This window comes from Psychrobacter sp. ER1 (assembly GCF_048631835.1).
Lineage (GTDB): Bacteria > Pseudomonadota > Gammaproteobacteria > Pseudomonadales > Moraxellaceae > Psychrobacter.
Map to the genome: position 1 here is coordinate 892,702 of NZ_CP184640.1, position 16,916 is coordinate 909,617.

General features: G+C 43.2%; 13 protein-coding genes, 2 tRNA genes and 4 pseudogenes. 17 read left to right on the forward strand and 2 right to left on the reverse strand.

Features of this window, described 5'->3' with window-relative positions:
* Positions 1-100 precede the first annotated feature (100 nt).
* The 9 genes and pseudogenes from glp to modB all read left to right on the forward strand — a co-directional run bounded on the left by glp (position 101) and on the right by modB (position 7,203).
* Positions 101-1,396 carry a gephyrin-like molybdotransferase Glp gene (gene glp, locus ACOBWA_RS04175; protein WP_420230286.1) on the forward strand — a complete coding sequence of 432 codons (1,296 nt, stop codon included), beginning with the start codon at positions 101-103 and terminating at the stop codon, positions 1,394-1,396.
* 130 nt (positions 1,397-1,526) lie between these two features.
* Entirely contained in the window at positions 1,527-2,639 is a 1,113-nt protein-coding gene (gene moaA, locus ACOBWA_RS04180; protein WP_420230287.1) for a GTP 3',8-cyclase MoaA, read from the forward strand.
* Positions 2,640-2,767: 128 nt separating this feature from the next.
* On the forward strand, positions 2,768-3,298 hold the full coding sequence (gene moaB / locus ACOBWA_RS04185; RefSeq protein ID WP_420230288.1) for a molybdenum cofactor biosynthesis protein B: 531 nt from the start codon (positions 2,768-2,770) through the stop codon (positions 3,296-3,298).
* A gap of 56 nt (positions 3,299-3,354) precedes the next feature.
* Positions 3,355-4,068: a molybdenum cofactor guanylyltransferase gene (mobA, locus tag ACOBWA_RS04190; protein WP_420230289.1), complete on the forward strand. Its 714-nt coding sequence runs from the start codon at positions 3,355-3,357 to the stop codon at positions 4,066-4,068.
* A 30-nt stretch (positions 4,069-4,098) separates the two neighbouring features.
* A pseudogene (gene moaC / locus ACOBWA_RS04195) lies at positions 4,099-4,604 on the forward strand (cyclic pyranopterin monophosphate synthase MoaC).
* Between the two features lie 93 nt (positions 4,605-4,697).
* Positions 4,698-4,979 (forward strand): MoaD/ThiS family protein, encoded by a 282-nt coding sequence (locus ACOBWA_RS04200; RefSeq protein WP_420230290.1) that lies wholly within the window; start codon positions 4,698-4,700, stop codon positions 4,977-4,979.
* Positions 4,980-5,073: 94 nt separating this feature from the next.
* Positions 5,074-5,565, forward strand: coding sequence for a molybdenum cofactor biosynthesis protein MoaE (locus ACOBWA_RS04205; RefSeq protein ID WP_420230291.1), 492 nt, complete (start codon positions 5,074-5,076; stop codon positions 5,563-5,565).
* Entirely contained in the window at positions 5,558-6,427 is an 870-nt protein-coding gene (modA, locus tag ACOBWA_RS04210; RefSeq protein WP_160021605.1) for a molybdate ABC transporter substrate-binding protein, read from the forward strand. Before ACOBWA_RS04205 ends, modA begins: the two co-directional genes overlap by 8 nt.
* A gap of 74 nt (positions 6,428-6,501) precedes the next feature.
* Complete coding sequence (gene modB / locus ACOBWA_RS04215; protein WP_201579381.1) at positions 6,502-7,203, forward strand: molybdate ABC transporter permease subunit; 702 nt, start codon at positions 6,502-6,504, stop codon at positions 7,201-7,203.
* Positions 7,204-7,360: 157 nt separating this feature from the next.
* Here modB and ACOBWA_RS04220 read toward each other — a convergent pair.
* Positions 7,361-7,437 (reverse strand) — tRNA-Asp (locus tag ACOBWA_RS04220).
* Between the two features lie 37 nt (positions 7,438-7,474).
* Positions 7,475-7,550: transfer RNA gene (locus ACOBWA_RS04225), tRNA-Val, on the reverse strand.
* Between the two features lie 549 nt (positions 7,551-8,099).
* On the opposite strand from ACOBWA_RS04225, the gene ACOBWA_RS04230 reads away from it, so the two are divergent.
* The 8 genes and pseudogenes from ACOBWA_RS04230 (at position 8,100) to ACOBWA_RS04265 (ending at position 16,841) form a co-directional block, all read left to right on the forward strand.
* Entirely contained in the window at positions 8,100-8,870 is a 771-nt protein-coding gene (locus ACOBWA_RS04230; protein WP_420230292.1) for a phospholipase D-like domain-containing protein, read from the forward strand.
* Positions 8,810-9,628 (forward strand): phospholipase D-like domain-containing protein, encoded by an 819-nt coding sequence (locus ACOBWA_RS04235; RefSeq protein ID WP_420230293.1) that lies wholly within the window; start codon positions 8,810-8,812, stop codon positions 9,626-9,628. The genes ACOBWA_RS04230 and ACOBWA_RS04235 overlap by 61 nt, the downstream gene beginning before the upstream one ends.
* Before the next feature lie 118 nt (positions 9,629-9,746).
* A complete protein-coding gene (locus ACOBWA_RS04240; RefSeq protein WP_420230294.1) occupies positions 9,747-10,913 on the forward strand; it encodes a sel1 repeat family protein in 1,167 nt (388 codons plus the stop codon).
* Between the two features lie 59 nt (positions 10,914-10,972).
* Positions 10,973-11,200 carry a hypothetical protein gene (locus tag ACOBWA_RS04245; protein ID WP_420230295.1) on the forward strand — a complete coding sequence of 76 codons (228 nt, stop codon included), beginning with the start codon at positions 10,973-10,975 and terminating at the stop codon, positions 11,198-11,200.
* A 132-nt stretch (positions 11,201-11,332) separates the two neighbouring features.
* Positions 11,333-12,889 carry a 3-deoxy-D-manno-octulosonic acid transferase gene (locus ACOBWA_RS04250; RefSeq protein ID WP_420230296.1) on the forward strand — a complete coding sequence of 519 codons (1,557 nt, stop codon included), beginning with the start codon at positions 11,333-11,335 and terminating at the stop codon, positions 12,887-12,889.
* Positions 12,886-13,607 (forward strand): annotated as a pseudogene (locus ACOBWA_RS04255) (16S rRNA (uracil(1498)-N(3))-methyltransferase). The gene ACOBWA_RS04250 and the pseudogene ACOBWA_RS04255 overlap by 4 nt, the downstream one beginning before the upstream one ends.
* Positions 13,608-13,870: 263 nt before the next feature.
* Positions 13,871-14,994 (forward strand): annotated as a pseudogene (locus ACOBWA_RS04260) (extracellular solute-binding protein).
* A 171-nt stretch (positions 14,995-15,165) separates the two neighbouring features.
* Positions 15,166-16,841 (forward strand): annotated as a pseudogene (locus ACOBWA_RS04265) (ABC transporter permease).
* Positions 16,842-16,916: the final 75 nt, after the last annotated feature.

Sequence of the window (16,916 nt, forward strand, 5' to 3'; positions counted from 1 at the left end):
TAGTGTTTAGTAACAGTTTTCAATGACCATTTTAAATAACAGTTTCGATTACGAATAATTAGAACGACAGTAATTAGAACGACAGAAAGAGCGTGACCTTATGATTACCATGGAAGAACTACAAGCTGCGATACAGCAACGGATAGATAATTATCATATTACTGACTTTCCACTACAAAAAAGAGCCGTCAATACTCTAGAGTTGCTAGACAGCCTAAACCATATACTGGCTCAAGATATTGCTTCGCCCTTTGATGTACCGCGACAAAACCTGTCTGCAATGGATGGTTATGCGATTGCCAAAGGTAGTGAGTTATCAGAAAACAGTACTATCGAAATCATTGGCGAGTCGCAAGCTGGCAGTGCTTATACTGGTAAGACAGCAGCAGGGCAAGGGGTACGTATTTTTACGGGTGCAGTCGTACCAGATTGCTGTGATACGGTCATTATGCAAGAGAATACGAATTTTGCAGATATCAGAGCAACCATTGATAAATCTCGACCTTATAACATTACGCTCACGCAAACTGCCGAAGTTAACAATAATATCCGCTCACAAGGCGAAGAGATTGAGTCTGGCGAAGCCGTACTAAAAATTGGCAAACGCCTCAATTCTGCCGATATTAGCTTACTGGCTAACCTTGGTATTAGCCAAGTGTACGTGTTCCAGCCGCTTGTCGTAGGTGTGTTAGCAACAGGTGATGAGCTCGTAGCTATTGGCTATGAGCTGCAAAGCCTAGCCCAAATATATAACTCTAATACTCCGACGCTCAAAAGCTTGCTATCAGATCTGCCTATCACTATTCGTGATTATGGCATTATCCCTGATAACCTAGAGCAGACAACTATCGCAGTCAATGAGGCCATGCAGGACTGTGATGTACTGATATCGACGGCAGGTGTCTCAGTTGGTGACTATGATTTTTTGACCACTGTGATTGAAACACTAGGTCAGATTAACCATTATAAAGTGGCGATGAAGCCTGGTAAGCCTTTCGTATTTGGTGAATTGAATAAAAATATTGATAAGCCGGTATTGTATTTTGGCCTACCGGGCAATCCGCTCTCTACGGTTGTAGGTACGCTACAGTTTGTGATACCTGCATTATGGCAAATGTCAGGTGCTAGCGTATCAGAGCAGCCGATGCCGCTAACTATTAAAGCCAAACTTATCAGTGATATCAGAAAATCTCCCGGCCGCAAAGACTTTCAGCGTGGCGTATTGTCACGAGATGAGACAGGTCATTATCAAGTTGAGTGCTTTTCAAGACAGCAGTCACATAGAATCAAACAGCTGAGCCGCGCTAATTGCTTCATTGTGTTGGATAAAGACAGTGGGAACGTAGCAGCTGGTAATGACGTCGTTGTACAACCGTTTCCTTGGCTACATCGCTAATTCATCGTTTGCCAATTTATTGTAAGGTGGTCGCACAAAGCTAGAGAGCAATCCTATAACCTTACACTGGTATGCTAAACACGAATAACAAAATAGTGCTTATAGTAAGCAGTACTGATGGCAGTAACATATGATTGATGACAACATAGATGACAAACACAAAATAGACAGCCCGCAACTGTATTCACCGAGCTTGGCACCGGCATTATCTGACGGCTACATAGAGCCTTCCTTGGTCGTGCCTACTGAGCAGATGAGTGACTATCACCAGCCGCTAACCGATGGGTTTGCACGGCGTCTGACTTATTTGCGTCTGTCTATTACTGACTTTTGTAATTTTCGCTGTGAGTATTGCCTGCCAAATGGCTATCAAGGTAAACGCCCTGATGATGAGCTGAGTATCTCTGAAATTGCCACCTTGGTGCGTGGCTTTGCTCAAGTAGGTACTAAAAAAGTTAGAATTACAGGTGGTGAGCCCTCTATTCGTCGTGATGTTGTCGAAATCATCGAAACGATTAAGCAAACTGACGGTATCGAGACGGTTGCGATGACCAGTAACGGCTATAAATTGGGTAAACATATAGCCAACTGGCAAGCGGCTGGACTTGATCAGCTCAATATCAGTATGGACAGTTTTGATGCCGCTACTTTTCATAAAATGACAGGCTTTGATACCTTGCCGCAGATATTGGCTGACATGGATACGTTGTTAGAAACGACTGATATCAAACTGAAAATAAATAGTGTCTTAATGGCAGAGACTGCTTTTGAGAACTTAATCACGGCGATCGACTATGTCAAAGACAGACAAGTGACCTATCGCTTTATTGAATTTATGCAGACCAGTGACAATAGAGATTTGTTTTTTGCTCAGCATGCTCAGTCTGATATTATCACCGATTACTTATTAGAAAATGGCTGGCAGCCGCACGAGCGCGGTAGTGCCGATGGTCCAGCAGTAGAGTACAGTCACCCTGAGTATATCGGTCGTATCGGTATGATTGCCCCATATGCGGCGCACTTCTGTGATACCTGTAACCGCTTGCGGGTAAGCAGCCAAGGCAAGGTGCATTTGTGTCTGTTTGATCAAGGCAACTATGATATCCGTCCATACTTACAGCAAGACGATATCCAAGGACTGGTGAACACTTTACATAGCTTTATGCCAATCAAGCCTGAGCATCATCATCTGCATGACTCTAACAGTGGCATCATGCACAATCTATCGATAATCGGTGGTTAAGATGTCTTGAGTCTGCAATCATGACGCTGATAGAAACGGTTTTCCAACGCAATCTTTTTTAACATAGCTCTTTTTGATTCAACCGCCTTTTAATACAATTATAAAATAACATCTATAAAGGATTATTTATGAATAAGCCTGCTGCACAATTTACACCGCTTAATATTGCTGTATTGACCGTTTCTGATAGCCGTACGCTGGCAGAAGATACGTCAGGCCAGTACTTAGTAGATAGCTTGACCGAAGCAGGTCATCATTTAGCAGATCGTCAACTAATTATCGACGATATTTACCAGATTCGCGCAGTCATCAGTGGTTGGATTGCTAGTCCAGACGTTCATGCGGTTATTACAACTGGCGGTACAGGGTTCTTCATTAGAGATAGCATGCCAGAAGCGGTGAGGGTACTGTTTGATAAATCAATCGATGGTTTTGGTGAAATGTTCCGTTTAATCTCAAAAGATGAGATCGGTATGTCTACCGTACAATCGCGAGCAGTGGCTGGCATGGCCAATGGTACGGGTATATTCTGTCTACCAGGTTCTTCTGGTGCTTGCCGTACTGGTTGGGAAAATATCTTAAGAGATCAGTTTGATAGCCGTACTCGTCCGTGCAATTTTGTGCCGCATTTTTTGGCACAAAATCCTAGCCATGATTGAGTTATAAATAATTGAGCTATGAGTGATATACAATCAAGCCTGACAGGTAATGGTAGATGAAAAACTGCTCAAATAATCTGGATGGTTTGGCAGGTGTGGTTATCTTGGCAGGCGGAGCCTCTAGACGTATGGGAACGGCTAAGGCTATGCTGACACTACCGTCAGGTGAGCAGCTGTTAGATTATCATGTTCGCCATGCGAGTAAGTTACAAGTTCCTATATTGATTGCAGATAATGGTCGCGACTTTCAAACTGGTTTAGATGTCCATTTAGAAAGCCTCAATGTGCCTGTTATTCATATTACTGATTATGGTGCTGATCTTGACTCTAGTGAGCATGATGAGCAGATTAAAACTGGCGGCGCTTTGGTCGCTATTGAATCAGCCTTACAAACATTGAACGGTTTGATCAGCTTGAATGATTCAGGCGTATCAAAAAACGTACAAGCTTCGTGGTTACTGGTTATTAGCTGTGATAGCTTAATACCAGCAACTGACTTGTGGCAAAAACTAAAATGTGAAATAAGCCGTGCTGCTGATAAGAAAGTAATTTGCTTGAAAGATGACAGTCACCTATATCCATTGTTAGGGCTGTATCAGTTAAGCATTGAGCGTGATTTGAAAAACTATATAGATAGCGGACAGCGTAGAGTAATGCAGTTTATTCAACCTTTTGTACACTCCGTACCATTTAGCAAAGAGTGGCAAAATTTGACCAACTTCAATACGCCTGAAGATTTCAAGCAGGCATGTGCTGCTCTATCAAAATAATAAAAATATCACATAAGAAAGGTTATATAAATGAATGACAGCGTTCAGATAAATCAGCAATCTACTTTATCTCACTTGGATAGTGATGGTGATATTACCATGGTCGATGTCAGTGGCAAGACAGCAACGACGCGAGAAGCCAATGCCTCTGGGCAAGTTCGTTTTCCCAGTGAAATTTATACGCAGATTAAAGCGGCTGATGGGATGACCAAAAAGGCAGTATCACGCAAACGGCTCACATCGCTGGTATCATGGCGGCCAAACGCACTCATGATCTTATACCGCTTTGTCATCCACTACCGTTAGACAAGATAGGTTTGAGCTTTGAGTACAATGACGCGCTCAGCAGCCTCACGGTCAGTGCGGTGGTCAAGGTTACGCATAAGACAGGGGTGGAGATGGAAGCGTTAACAGCGGTTAGTGTTGCCTGCTTAACTATCTATGATATGACTAAAGCACTATCGCATGACATCGTTATAGATGATATTCATCTGGTCAAAAAGACAGGTGGTAAATCAGACTACAGTCATGCTTAAAATAACAAAATTGCAGAGTGCGTCATCAATTAATTAATCAATAACAATGTGCTAAGTGTCAAGCAAGGAAGCTTGCGCAAGAGGGAGAGGGTTATGAGTGCTATCGATATGACAACTGATATCGAATCAACGATGAATATTAATGTCATGTATTTTGCCAGTTTGGCTGACGAAGCCAATTGTCAGCAAGAGACAGTAAACGTGCAGCAGGATACGTCATTAACTGAACTATACGAACAGCTTAGTCAAAAGCATCGCTTTAGCCGTCCACAGTCAGAGCTACGCGTTGCAGTAAATGACTATTTTGCTAAATGGACTGACCAGATAAACGATGGTGATAGCGTGGTTTTCATCACGCCAGTCGCTGGTGGTTAAACAAGCGTTTATTAGTGTCCATTTTGTCAGTAGCTATTCAATGTCAGTGGCTATCCAGTGGCTATAAAGAAAAAATAATAAATAGAGAAGAAAAATGACCGACAACGTCCACGATCATTCAATGAGCATCAAACGTAGTGCTGACGACGCTTACCTTATCGCTGAGCGTGATGGCTTTGCGCTACTAGATATTGCGATTGATGAAGATAGGCTAAAAAGTACGTTAGATAATGACAGCTGCGGTGCTTTCGTTTGCTTTGAAGGGCGAGTGCGCAACCATAATAACGCTACGAGCGTTGATCGTCTTACCTATTATGGTTATGAAGATTTGGCCATCAATCAAGGCCGCGCCATTATAGAAGAGGCCCAAAAGCGTTTTGAAATTACGCATGCTATTGCGATACATCGTATCGGTGCGTTAGAGATTGGCGATGTAGCTGTGTGGGTTGGGGTAGTGTCAGCGCATCGTTATCCAGCATTTGATGCTTGTCGCTGGATATTAGATACCATCAAAGCAGACATTCCTGTGTGGAAGCAAGAATACTACGAAGACGACTCGTCTAAATGGCTCAGCAATAATGGTTAAGTCATTAGTTACTGTCTGTGTATCTGCTTGTCTGCTATTATCACTAAATGCTTGTACGCAAGACAAAGACGCTAATACGACGCTTACTGATACTACTGAGCAATCTCATACATTGCGTATTGCTGCGGCTGCTAACTTATCTGATGTACTCCCTCATATCATTGATAGCTATCAGGCTGATAATAGCTCATCTGCCCAAAATATTTCAGGTATCTCAGATATTGAAGTTACTTATGCCTCTTCTGGCAAGTTATATGCGCAAATCAAAGCAGGGGCACCGTATGATATATTCTTGTCTGCCAATCAAGATTTTCCTGCTAAATTGGCTGATGAAAATTCAGCTGATGTTACTAGTAAAGAGCGTAAACTAACTAAGCCCTTTACATATACTAGAGGACAGTTAGCGCTCTATAGTGTCAGCAAACCTTTAAACGATTTTACGCCAACATCGCTGGGTGATGTGTTTACCAGTGCTGACTTTACTCAGGACAGCAAGGTAGCTATTGCGAACCCTGACCTTGCGCCTTATGGTGCGTCTGCCAAAGCCTATCTGCAATCACAAAATATGTACGATAAGTTAAATGCTCAAAAAAGCTTGATACAGTCAGAGAATATCGGTCAAGCGTTTCAATATGCGTATACGGGTAGTGTGGACTATGGGTTTGTAGCACAGTCTCAGCTTGTTGCGATTAAAGCCAAGCCTGAGCAGTTTATTACCTTATTGCCAGCGTCTTATCCAGCTATCTTACAAGATGGCATAATTATCAATAACACCGCCCCAGCAGCAGACTTCACCGACTACCTGCGCTCAAAAGCAGGGCAGCAACACTTCTTACAAGTAGGCTATCTGGCCGTCCAGTAATACGTTAGACTAGGGTTGCTTGAATGTTCAACAGACCCTAACCCCTCTCATCATAGAACGAGCAGTGACATTATATGATCGACCAGTCTCTTATGTCAGACATGCTCAGTCCATTTTGGGTGAGCATTAAGCTCGCTTGCGTGACTACCTTATGTCTATTGCTATTTGCAACGCCTATCGCTTATTGGTTGGCTAAGCCGAGCCGTATAAAAGCAATAGGACGTCTTAAGGTACTGCTCATGGGCATCATTGCGATGCCTCTGGTGCTACCACCTACCGTGATTGGTTTTTATCTACTGTTACTGCTCAGTCCTAGTGTGGGTATCGGTAAATGGTTGAGCGAACATAATATTAGCCCGCTGATTTTTACCTTTGAAGGTCTGGTCATTGGTTCTATTATTTACTCATTACCTTTTTATATACAGCCTGTGTATGCGCAGTTTTTGCGTATTCCGCAAAGTGTCACGGAAGTTGCTCATCTCCTAGAACCAAGTCGTATGCGACGGTTTATGAAAGTAGCCTTACCGCAAGCGCGGGTAGGTATTATTTTGGGCAGTTTGGTAAGCTTTGCCCATACCATTGGGGAATTTGGTGTCGTACTGATGATAGGGGGCAGCATCTCAGGCGAAACTAAGGTGGTATCGATTGCTATATATGAGCAGGTAGAAGCGCTCAACTATGAGGCGGCGCATATGATGTCTGGTATTTTGATTATCATGGGGGTAATGATGGTAGCGTTAATCGCTAGTGTGAGCCGAATAAGTCAACGTCCATAGCACTGAAATATTTGTATGCGAGTTAAGACGTGTTAGCTGGCGCAGTAGCTATATAAACAATGTCTAAGCAAAATATGTAGACATAAAAAAACCTCAAACAATCTAATGTTTGAGGCGAAACTTGCTTAAACCCAAAGGTTTAAATTCGTTTTAAATATGGCGCAGCGGACGGGACTCGAACCCGCGACCCCCGGCGTGACAGGCCGGTATTCTAACCAACTGAACTACCGCTGCTTAGGTCTCTTAGCTTGTTTAGCCACTTGCTAAGAAGTGGTGGGTGATGACGGATTCGAACCGCCGACATTCTGCGTGTAAGGCAGACGCTCTACCAACTGAGCTAATCACCCTGAGCGAGGAGCAAACGAAGCACTGCTTCGTCCGAGCGCAAGAGAATTTACATTTTCGTAAATTCTAGAAGCTCAGTACCCAATATAAGGTATAACTTCTACTACAAGAGAAATTCTTTAAATAGAATTTCTGTATTGCTTCATTAACATTAGCTGTCACACTCAATGTTAACTTAATCAGCTGGGCTTATCTAAGTAAGTCCCCTTGCTGTGGGAGTGTATTATATAGATTTACAGTTGGGTGTCAAATATTATTTTAATATTTTTAGAAAATAATTATAAATCGCACTTGTAATCTATCAAAAATAGCACTCAAAGCCATGTATTATATAGCATTTCTAAAAGTACACTTATTATCATTACTTGTTGTTTAGAGGTGAAAAGCTACTATACTATGGATGCTTTGCTCGTTATGGATGCTTTATTCGTTGAACACGGTTGATGGAGGCCAATATAAACACTTTTACTATTAAAGATACTTTTACCAGCTGGACCTGGGGAGACTTAGCGGGTCTAGGTCTGGTGCTGCATATTGTACTTATGATAGTAATGACGCTGCGCGTGGTTTCTGTGCAGCGCAATATTGGTGTGTCTATTGCTTGGGTGGCTGTGCTTTATACGTTACCAGTATTTGGTTTTGTGGCTTACATTTTGCTCGGTGAGCCGATGATTGGACGACGCTATCGTGAACGCGTAGATCAAGCCAGCATCTTGATGAACGATATGGCAAGGCGTGAGCATCTGATTTTTGATAAAGGGCAGGACTTATTACCAGCCAACTACCGCGGTGTTAGCCAAATAGGAACGCGCTGGACAGGGTTTGGTGTATTTCCCAATCATCAAATGCAGCTGTTGACGGATCCTGCTTCTATCTTTCAGCGTTTGATTGAAGATATCCATGCCGCCCAGCGTATTGTCCTCATGGAGTTTTATATTGTCTATCCAAAAGGACAGGTGTTAGAGGTCATAGAAGCGCTGTCTGTAGCGGCTCAGCGCGGCGTAGAGTGTCATATATTGGCTGATAGTGTGGGCAGCTTTAGCTTTATTAATAGTAGCGTGCACCGCAAATTAGAAAAAGCAGGAGTTTATGTCCATCAGTCATTGCCAGTAGGGTTATTTAAGACATTATTTAAACGTTCTGATTTGCGCAATCATCGCAAAATGGTGGTTATCGATGAACATATTGGCTATATCGGCAGCTTCAATCTGGTTGATCCAAGGTTTTTAAGCAAAACAAAAATGTCGGTCAATGGATTGATGTGGCGCTACGAACGACTAGCCAGCACTCAATTAGTATCAATACAGCGATGGCCAAGGTAATTGTTACCGACATCGGTGCTGAAAGTAATGACAATCTTGCCGAGCTGCATCAACGGGTTAATAACTACACCCGTAAGTTATATGTGATGCATCCGACCATCAATGATCTAAATAGCCGAGTGAAGGTATTGGCGGATACGATTGATGATCATGAGCAGCCAGATATTGGCGCCACTTCGATTGTCGTACCAAAGATGCCTGTCGTGGACAAAGTCTTAGCGCAACTAATACCTTCAGCACCGCAGTTAACGGCTCATGTGATTTACAATACGTTAGTTTCTGTGATTCATCGTGCCAATAAGCGCATTCGCATTACCACACCTTATTTTGTCCCTGATGAGTCCCTATCGGGTGCGCTGACGATAGCGGCTAAGCGCGGCGTTGAGGTGACGATTATTGTTCCTGAAAAAGTCGATTCGTTTTTGGTACAGCATGCTTCTCAGGCTTATTATCAAGAGTTGTTGGATGCAGGGGTAACGATCGCATTGTTTAGAGGTGGTTTGCTACACGCAAAAACAGTGGTTATCGATGATGACTACTGTTTATTTGGCACCGTCAATATTGATATGCGCAGCTTTTATTTAAATATGGAAGTCAGTTTGGCGATTTATACGCCAGAAATGGTCGCCCAAGTAGCGGACTGTCAGGAAGTCTATTTAGAAAACTGTCGAATCTTGGATAGTGATGAGTGGCAACAGCGTCACGGATCAAAACGCTTGTTTGATAATGTCGTGCGCTTGTTCAGTCCTTTATTGTAGCACTCGGATTTTTAGGGTAAGGTAATCTACCAGTACCGTTCTATTATTTTAGTAGTATTAGCACTTTTATAGCCTATGCTTTTTGGTTTATCTATCTGTAAAGAGGACTCGCCTGTCTATGTCTGCATCACCTTTAACGCCACTGGACTATATTGCAGAAGGCTACTGGCAAGATTTCTTGGCTGAGCGTTCTATTGCAGGCGGTATTGCTTACGAAACTGAGCTGCGCGCTTGTACGTTAGATGAGTCGCTTGAGAGTTTACAGCGTGTCGATACGCTATTGTCCCAAGTGCGCCGAGATATGATTAAAAGTGGTATGTGGGATGAGATGACGCTGTTGGTTGATGAGCGCTATCGTAATTTTATGGTGTTTTTGGCGTTTTATGCCGGTCGTGTATTGGCGCAGCAGTGGCAAAACAAGCCACATTGGTATGGTCAGTTTGAGCTGCGTAAACGTTACCCTGAGCTAACGTTGATCACCGATGATTTTTATCAGCATATGGCGGTTGGTTATGATAATGACGGGGTTAAAGAGCGCTTATTTTTTGCTTTAGAGCCAATAGGGCTACGTCTGTTTGGTCATATTGATCGGCAGTTTGATGCAGTACAAGGTGGGCAGGTAGAGAGTGGGCTGTATCAAGCGGTTAGCCTTAGACTACCAACTATTTTAAGTAACGACGTTCATTCAGTGTCCGAATTAACATCGAATAAAGTAGCAATAAACAAAATAACAACACATAAAGCAACCACTCATCAAGTCGCTGATAGTGGTAATCCGAGCGCAGATTCAAATACGCATGTCGGTACTAGCCAATTAAATGCTCATCTTAACAAGCCAGAGGAAGTATCGATAGGAGCTGAGCATAACCTAGCTAATGTAGTACCTCCTGAGTCTGAGAGCTCGATAAAGCCTGAGCTGACTAAAGTAGCGCAACCAACGGCTAAGCCTACGTCACCTGTAAAAAACACATCAACGCCAGAGATGTTTACGCAACTGCTGGTAGAATTAGATGAGATAGCGGTGCCACAACCAACTGGTGATGTGCAATATCAGCAAGCACGCAAAGTATTAGATCAGTTCGAGCAGCATATTGCCAAACAGAACAAACCTCGTCGCCAAGTTATATTTTCAGATGATCATATCGCAGCAAAAAACAAAGCGTTGCTATTACTACAAGCGGCTGCTGAAGATGGTAATACAGCGGCTATGTTACGTTTGGCCATGTATGAATTGTTAGGTGAAGGTTTGACAGCGGACAGTGACAATCAAAAAAATCTGGCGTAGATTGGGTTAATCAAGCCGCTAGCAAAAACGACAGCCGTGCTCAGCGTCTACTCAGTAAAATGTATTACCAAGGAGTAGGGCTATCTCAAGATATAGATAGCGGTAAATACTGGTTAGAGCAAGCAGCGGATAATGGTCATGCAGAAGCGGCCAATCTGGTCAAGCAATGGCAGCAAGCAGAAATGCTGCTGACCACACAGAAGCAAGAGCAGCATAGCACCAAGCGTTATCAGCTGTTAATTGGTGCAATTATCGCAGTCGCTTTATTGATAATAGTCATTATCTAACAATCATTATCTAATAACTATTTACTCAGTAACTTTTTAAAAGCTTATTGTTACAGCTTAAATTCAGGTAGAATTGGCGCGCTTTACCTTTACCCTTTTATTGTTTGATTCATAACTAATTTGGGCTGTTCCATGCCATCATCTAATACCCCGTCTGACCACTCTGCAAATCCAATTGACTCTGTATTATCGTCTAGTCGAGCGGTATATGAGACACCTTTATATTATCAGTCTCTTATTGGGTTACTAAAGCCACTATATCGTCTGCAGGTATGGCGTCGATCTCATAAAAACGACAATTATCAGCAGGAAATCGATCAGCGTTTTGGTAAGCAGTATCCACCATGTCCAGTGGTCGATGCTGATAGCGATAAAGGGGTGATTTGGTGCCACGCAGTCTCATTAGGCGAGACCAATACGGTCGCGCCTTTATTAGATATGTTATTGGCTAATGGCTATCAGATATGGTTGACCAATACGACTCAGACAGGTTTTGCTCGTGGCGCTAGTCGTTTTGCAGAAAAGATAGCTCAGGGTCAGATGAGTCATAGTTATGTGCCAGTCGACAGCCCTGCTGTTATCGAGACTTTCTTGACGCATGTACAGCCTATCGCTGCATTGTTTGTAGAAACAGAGCTGTGGGCAAATATCTTGACCAAATTATCTCAGCACCGTATTCCAAGTATTCTGGTCAATGGTCGACTATCTGCTTCTTCTTTTCAGAGTTATCAAAAAATTGGTGCAGTCAGTGCCAGTATGATGAAAAATCTTTCCTTAATTATTGCGCAAGACAGCGACTCTGCTAAACGCTTTAGGCAACTAGGGGCTAGTAGCGCCCAAATTCGTGTGGCAGGCTCATTAAAGTGGGTAATCAATGCGTCCAAAACTGATGACAAAGTGGTAGAAGATAACCGTATTTATAATAAGAAAGCTGATCTGCGAGCAGAGTTTGGTATAGCAGATCGTCCTGTGTGGGTAGCTGCGAGTACTCATGATGGCGAAGAGGCCGCAGCGTTGTCATTGCAGCATCAATTACTGTCTCAAGCCACATTAGCAGATACGTTGCTTGTTATTGTCCCTAGGCATCCTGAGCGTTTTGATGCAGTAGCAGATCTCATTCAAAAAACTGGGTTAAATATGGCTCGGCGCAGTGATGGAGATATGATTAGTGCAGATACGCAAGTCTATCTAGCAGATAGCATGGGTGAGATGATGACTTGGTATACATTGGCAAATGTAGCATTTGTGGGCGGCTCGCTGGTAGATATTGGCGGGCATAATCCAGTGGAGCCTGCTAGTGTGGCAACGCCTGTATTGATGGGATGTTATACTCAGTCGTGCCAAAGCGTGATAGACAAATTGGCTGAAGTAGGCGCTTTATATCAGCCAAATAATGACTTCTATCGTCCAATCGAGTCAAATCGCGCAAGTAGTTCGGATGCACAGATAGTCAGTGATGATCAGTTAAAGGCGAACAAAAAATCCTCTCGTAAGAAAACAGCTTATAACCGTGAAGACGCTGTGAGTATTTATACGCAGCTAGAGACTTGGCTGTGCAATTTGTCATTGGCCGCACAGGCAGGGCAAGCTGGCGAGCAAATGACGATACAGCAGCAAGCGGTATTGACCCGCCAATTTACGATGATTGAAGACGCAATCGAGATGTCTTCTAACCAAGATAACTTATGAACTGTATATTATTGCCTGCTGAAAACCTCTCATCAGACGCAGCAAAAATCGATGCCTTGTCTCAAGTCAGCCATGTAACTAAAGTGCTGGGTGCAAAAGTCGGTGATAGGCTTAAAATTGGACAAATCGGCGGCAATCTTGGTACTGCTGTTATCGAAGATATTACCTCTAATAGCATTCAGTTAAGTAACGTCCAGCTCAATACTGTGCCGCCGGCCAAATTGGATTTGACTGTTATTTTGGCGTTACCGCGTCCTAAAGTGCTACGGCGTTTAATCATGGATATGACAGCGCTTGGTGTGCGCGATATCATTCTTATCAATAGTTACCGTACCCAAAAAGCTATTGGCAAAGTCCCATGCTTGAGCGGATAGACGAGTTTGTATTAGAAGGCCTACAGCAAAGCATCGATACGATCGTTCCTAGTATTACGCTACAAAAACGTTTTAAGCCATTTGTTGAAGACACACTTGCAAGCTTAATGAGCAGTCGAGCGATAGTCGCGCATCCTTATAGTCAGCAGTCCTTTTCTGAATTTTTACAACAGCAACCATCACGAGAGCTACCGAGTATAGTTTGCATAGGCGCTGAAGGTGGTTGGATTGACTATGAGATAGAGCTGCTGTCGGCACAAGGTTGCACGCCTGTACATATAGGCTCTCGTATCTTACGTACAGAAGCTGCGGTCAATGCAATTTTAGGACAATGGCTGCTATAGATGGACACTAAAACGCGTCGTTAGACCAAACTATTGAAAGAGCTAGTAAAAAATAGTTCTTAAAAATCAATGCTAAAGACTCATCACAGGTATATTTGCCAGTTAAACAAATGTATTGATAATTAATCTCACTTCCATTAGTATGTTGCTTTGATATATTATGGCCTGATTACTGTTAACGCTTAGCAAGTCATCGTTATAATCACTGTTATTTTGTCTCACCATCCGTCTTACTTTTTTATAGCATTACTATGGGGAAAACCATGTCATTGAACGCTATCAGCGCTAATCTAACCTCTACGAAGCTTATCCTACCTGCAGCCGTATTTAGCATGATGTTGGGTCTGGCAGGTTGTAGTAATTCTTCAACCACAGAAGAGAGCGTAGAAGTAGAGTCAACAGAAACAGGTGCTGAGCAGCAAGCAGCAACTGACGAAGCTACGACTGCTGATGGTCAGACAATTACTATCTACTCATCACGTAATGAGCAGCTGATTAAACCATTGTTAGATCGCTATACTGAGCAAACAGGTGTAAAAGTTGAACTGGTTACAGACCAAACTGGGCCTTTGATGGCACGTCTAAAAGCTGAAGGTCAGAATACTCCTGCTGATATGCTATTGACCGTTGACGCTGGTAACTTATGGCAGGCTGCAGAGCAAGGCCTATTACAACCAGTGTCATCTACTGTATTAGAAGCCAACGTCCCTGCAAAATACCGTGATCCAAAGGTCAATGGACTGGTCTGTCACTACGTGCACGTACTATCTTCTATGATCCAAGCAAAGTCACTGCTGACCAGCTATCTACTTATGCAGATTTGGCCGATCCAAAATGGAAAGGCAAACTATGCTTACGTACCTCTAAAAAGGTTTATAACCAATCGCTTGTTGCTAGCATGATGGAGCATTTGGGCGAAGAGAAGACCGAAGCGGTTATCAAAGGGTGGGTTGATAATCTAGCGACTGATGTGTTCAGTGATGATGTTGCGATGCTAGAAGCTATCGCTGCTGGTCAGTGTGAAGTGGGTATCGCCAATAGCTACTACTATGGTCGTCTATTGGACGAAAAACCAAACTTCCCTGTTAAGATATTCTGGGCAAACCAAGATACGACTGGTACGCACGTAAACATCTCAGGCGCTGGCGTGGTTGCAGGTTCGGACAATCCAGATGGTACGCTTAAACTGATAGAGTGGTTGTCATCTGACGAGGCACAAGGTCTTTATGCCAGCTCTGACAAAGAATTCCCAGTAAAAGTAGGTGTCGATGAGTCAGACATGCTTAGATCATGGGGCGAGTTCAAAAAAGACGATATTAATGTACAGAAATTCGGTGAACTACAAACTCAAGCTATCCAAATGATGGATAAAGCGGGTTATAAATAAGGGAACGCCAGTAATACTGATACCAATCTCAAAGCCATAACTTCGAGACAATAGTTCTTAAAGAATAGGTTCAACGGTTAGTTATTACAGATGAGTTATTGAGGTAATGACGATTTTTGAGGTTGGTACAAGCTTACAAGGTCTCTATACGTATGACACGGTAATGATAATATGATCACAACGCCAGATGCGTCTGTTAGTCAGAACGATACTGTCAATGACAGTGTTAACGACCAGCAGACTGTCAGCCAAGACCACGCCCTTCGTAAACGTATTATCTCGAAATCAGTCTTAGGGCTGATTTCGTTGTTTATGCTAGTACCGATTTTAATCGTGCTGCTGTCGTGGACTCAGCCAGTGGCAGAGATTTGGACACACATGGCAGATTATGTACTGCCGCAAGTGCTCAAAAACACGGCGATTTTATTGCTTATGGTGACTGTCGTTTCAGGTACTATTGGTACTGCTTTGGCTTGGGTTACTAGTATGTATCGTTTCCCTGGTCAGCGTTTCTTTTCGTGGGCATTGATGTTACCACTTGCCATCCCTGCTTATGTGTTGGCATTTGTCACTATCGGGATTGTTGATTTCAGTGGGCCGCTACAGACAGCTTTACGCGATTCTGGTATTAGTACCGCTATACCGTCGATAAGGAATGTATGGGGCGCAGGCTTGGTATTATCGCTAGCGTTTTACCCTTATGTATATCTGCTCGCGCGTCAGGCATTTTTGTCACAAGGCAGGCGAGCGATAGAAGCGGGGCAGATGCTAGGTTTGAGCCGTAGCCGTGTGTTCTTTCGGTTGGCATTACCGCAGGCACTGCCTTGGATTATAGGTGGCTTGTTGCTAGCCAGTATGGAAACCTTAGCGGATTTTGGTGCAGTATCGGTATTCAATGTCGATACTTTTACTACCGCCATTTATAAAGCATGGTTTGGTTTTTTAGTTTGACCACAGCGGCTCAGTTAGCAGCCTTGCTCATTGGTGTGATCTTTATTGTGGTATTGTTTGAGCAGTATTGGCAAGCAAAGCGTGGTAGTTCACTTACCCAAGGTAGCAGCCACCGCTTTGACGCTAGCAAACCTGCCAAACTAGCCATGACGCTGCTGTGTACGCTGATCTTTTTAGTTGCCTTTTTAATTCCTTTCTTACAGCTTATCTATTGGACAGCACTTAATTTTCGCCAAGATTTTGATGCGCGTTACATTGATTTTGTCACCAATAGCCTCATGATTGCTAGTATGACCACGCTGTTTATTGCCTTTTTGGCCATTATCATTGCGTGGATCAAACGGCAGTACCCTGATAAATCGACTAAGCTAATGACCACTTTAGCCAATTTAGGCTATGTCGTACCGGGGACTGTGTTGGCGGTAGGGATATTTATACCCATTGCGTGGCTTGATAATCAAATGATTGCCTTTGGTATCACCTCACAGCAAGTGCTCTCTGGCAGTGTTATTGTTATGCTACTGGCGTTATCGACGCGTTTTATGACAGTGAGTTTTCAGCCTGTTGACAGACAGTTGCAGCGATTGACTGTCAATCAAGAAGCTGCTGCAAAATTACTTAGCGACAGTCCTTATCAGCGCTGGCGTCATGTAATGCTACCTGTGCTTAGCCCTGGTGTATTGACTGCACTATTGATGGGCTTTGTCGAAGTGATGAAAGAGATGCCCATTACGCTAATGACACGGCGTCAAGGCTGGGATACGCTTGCAGTACGAGTGTTTGAAATGACGAGCGAAGGTATGTGGGGACGAGCCGCTTTGCCGAGCTTACTAATTGTACTAGTTGGTTTGCTCCCTGTTTGGATATTACTGCGTCAAAGCGACAAACACAGCTAGTAACAACAAAGCTAATAGCAATAATTTGGCATAAGTTTAACAGCACACTCGTAGTGTCAGCTATATTATAATTTG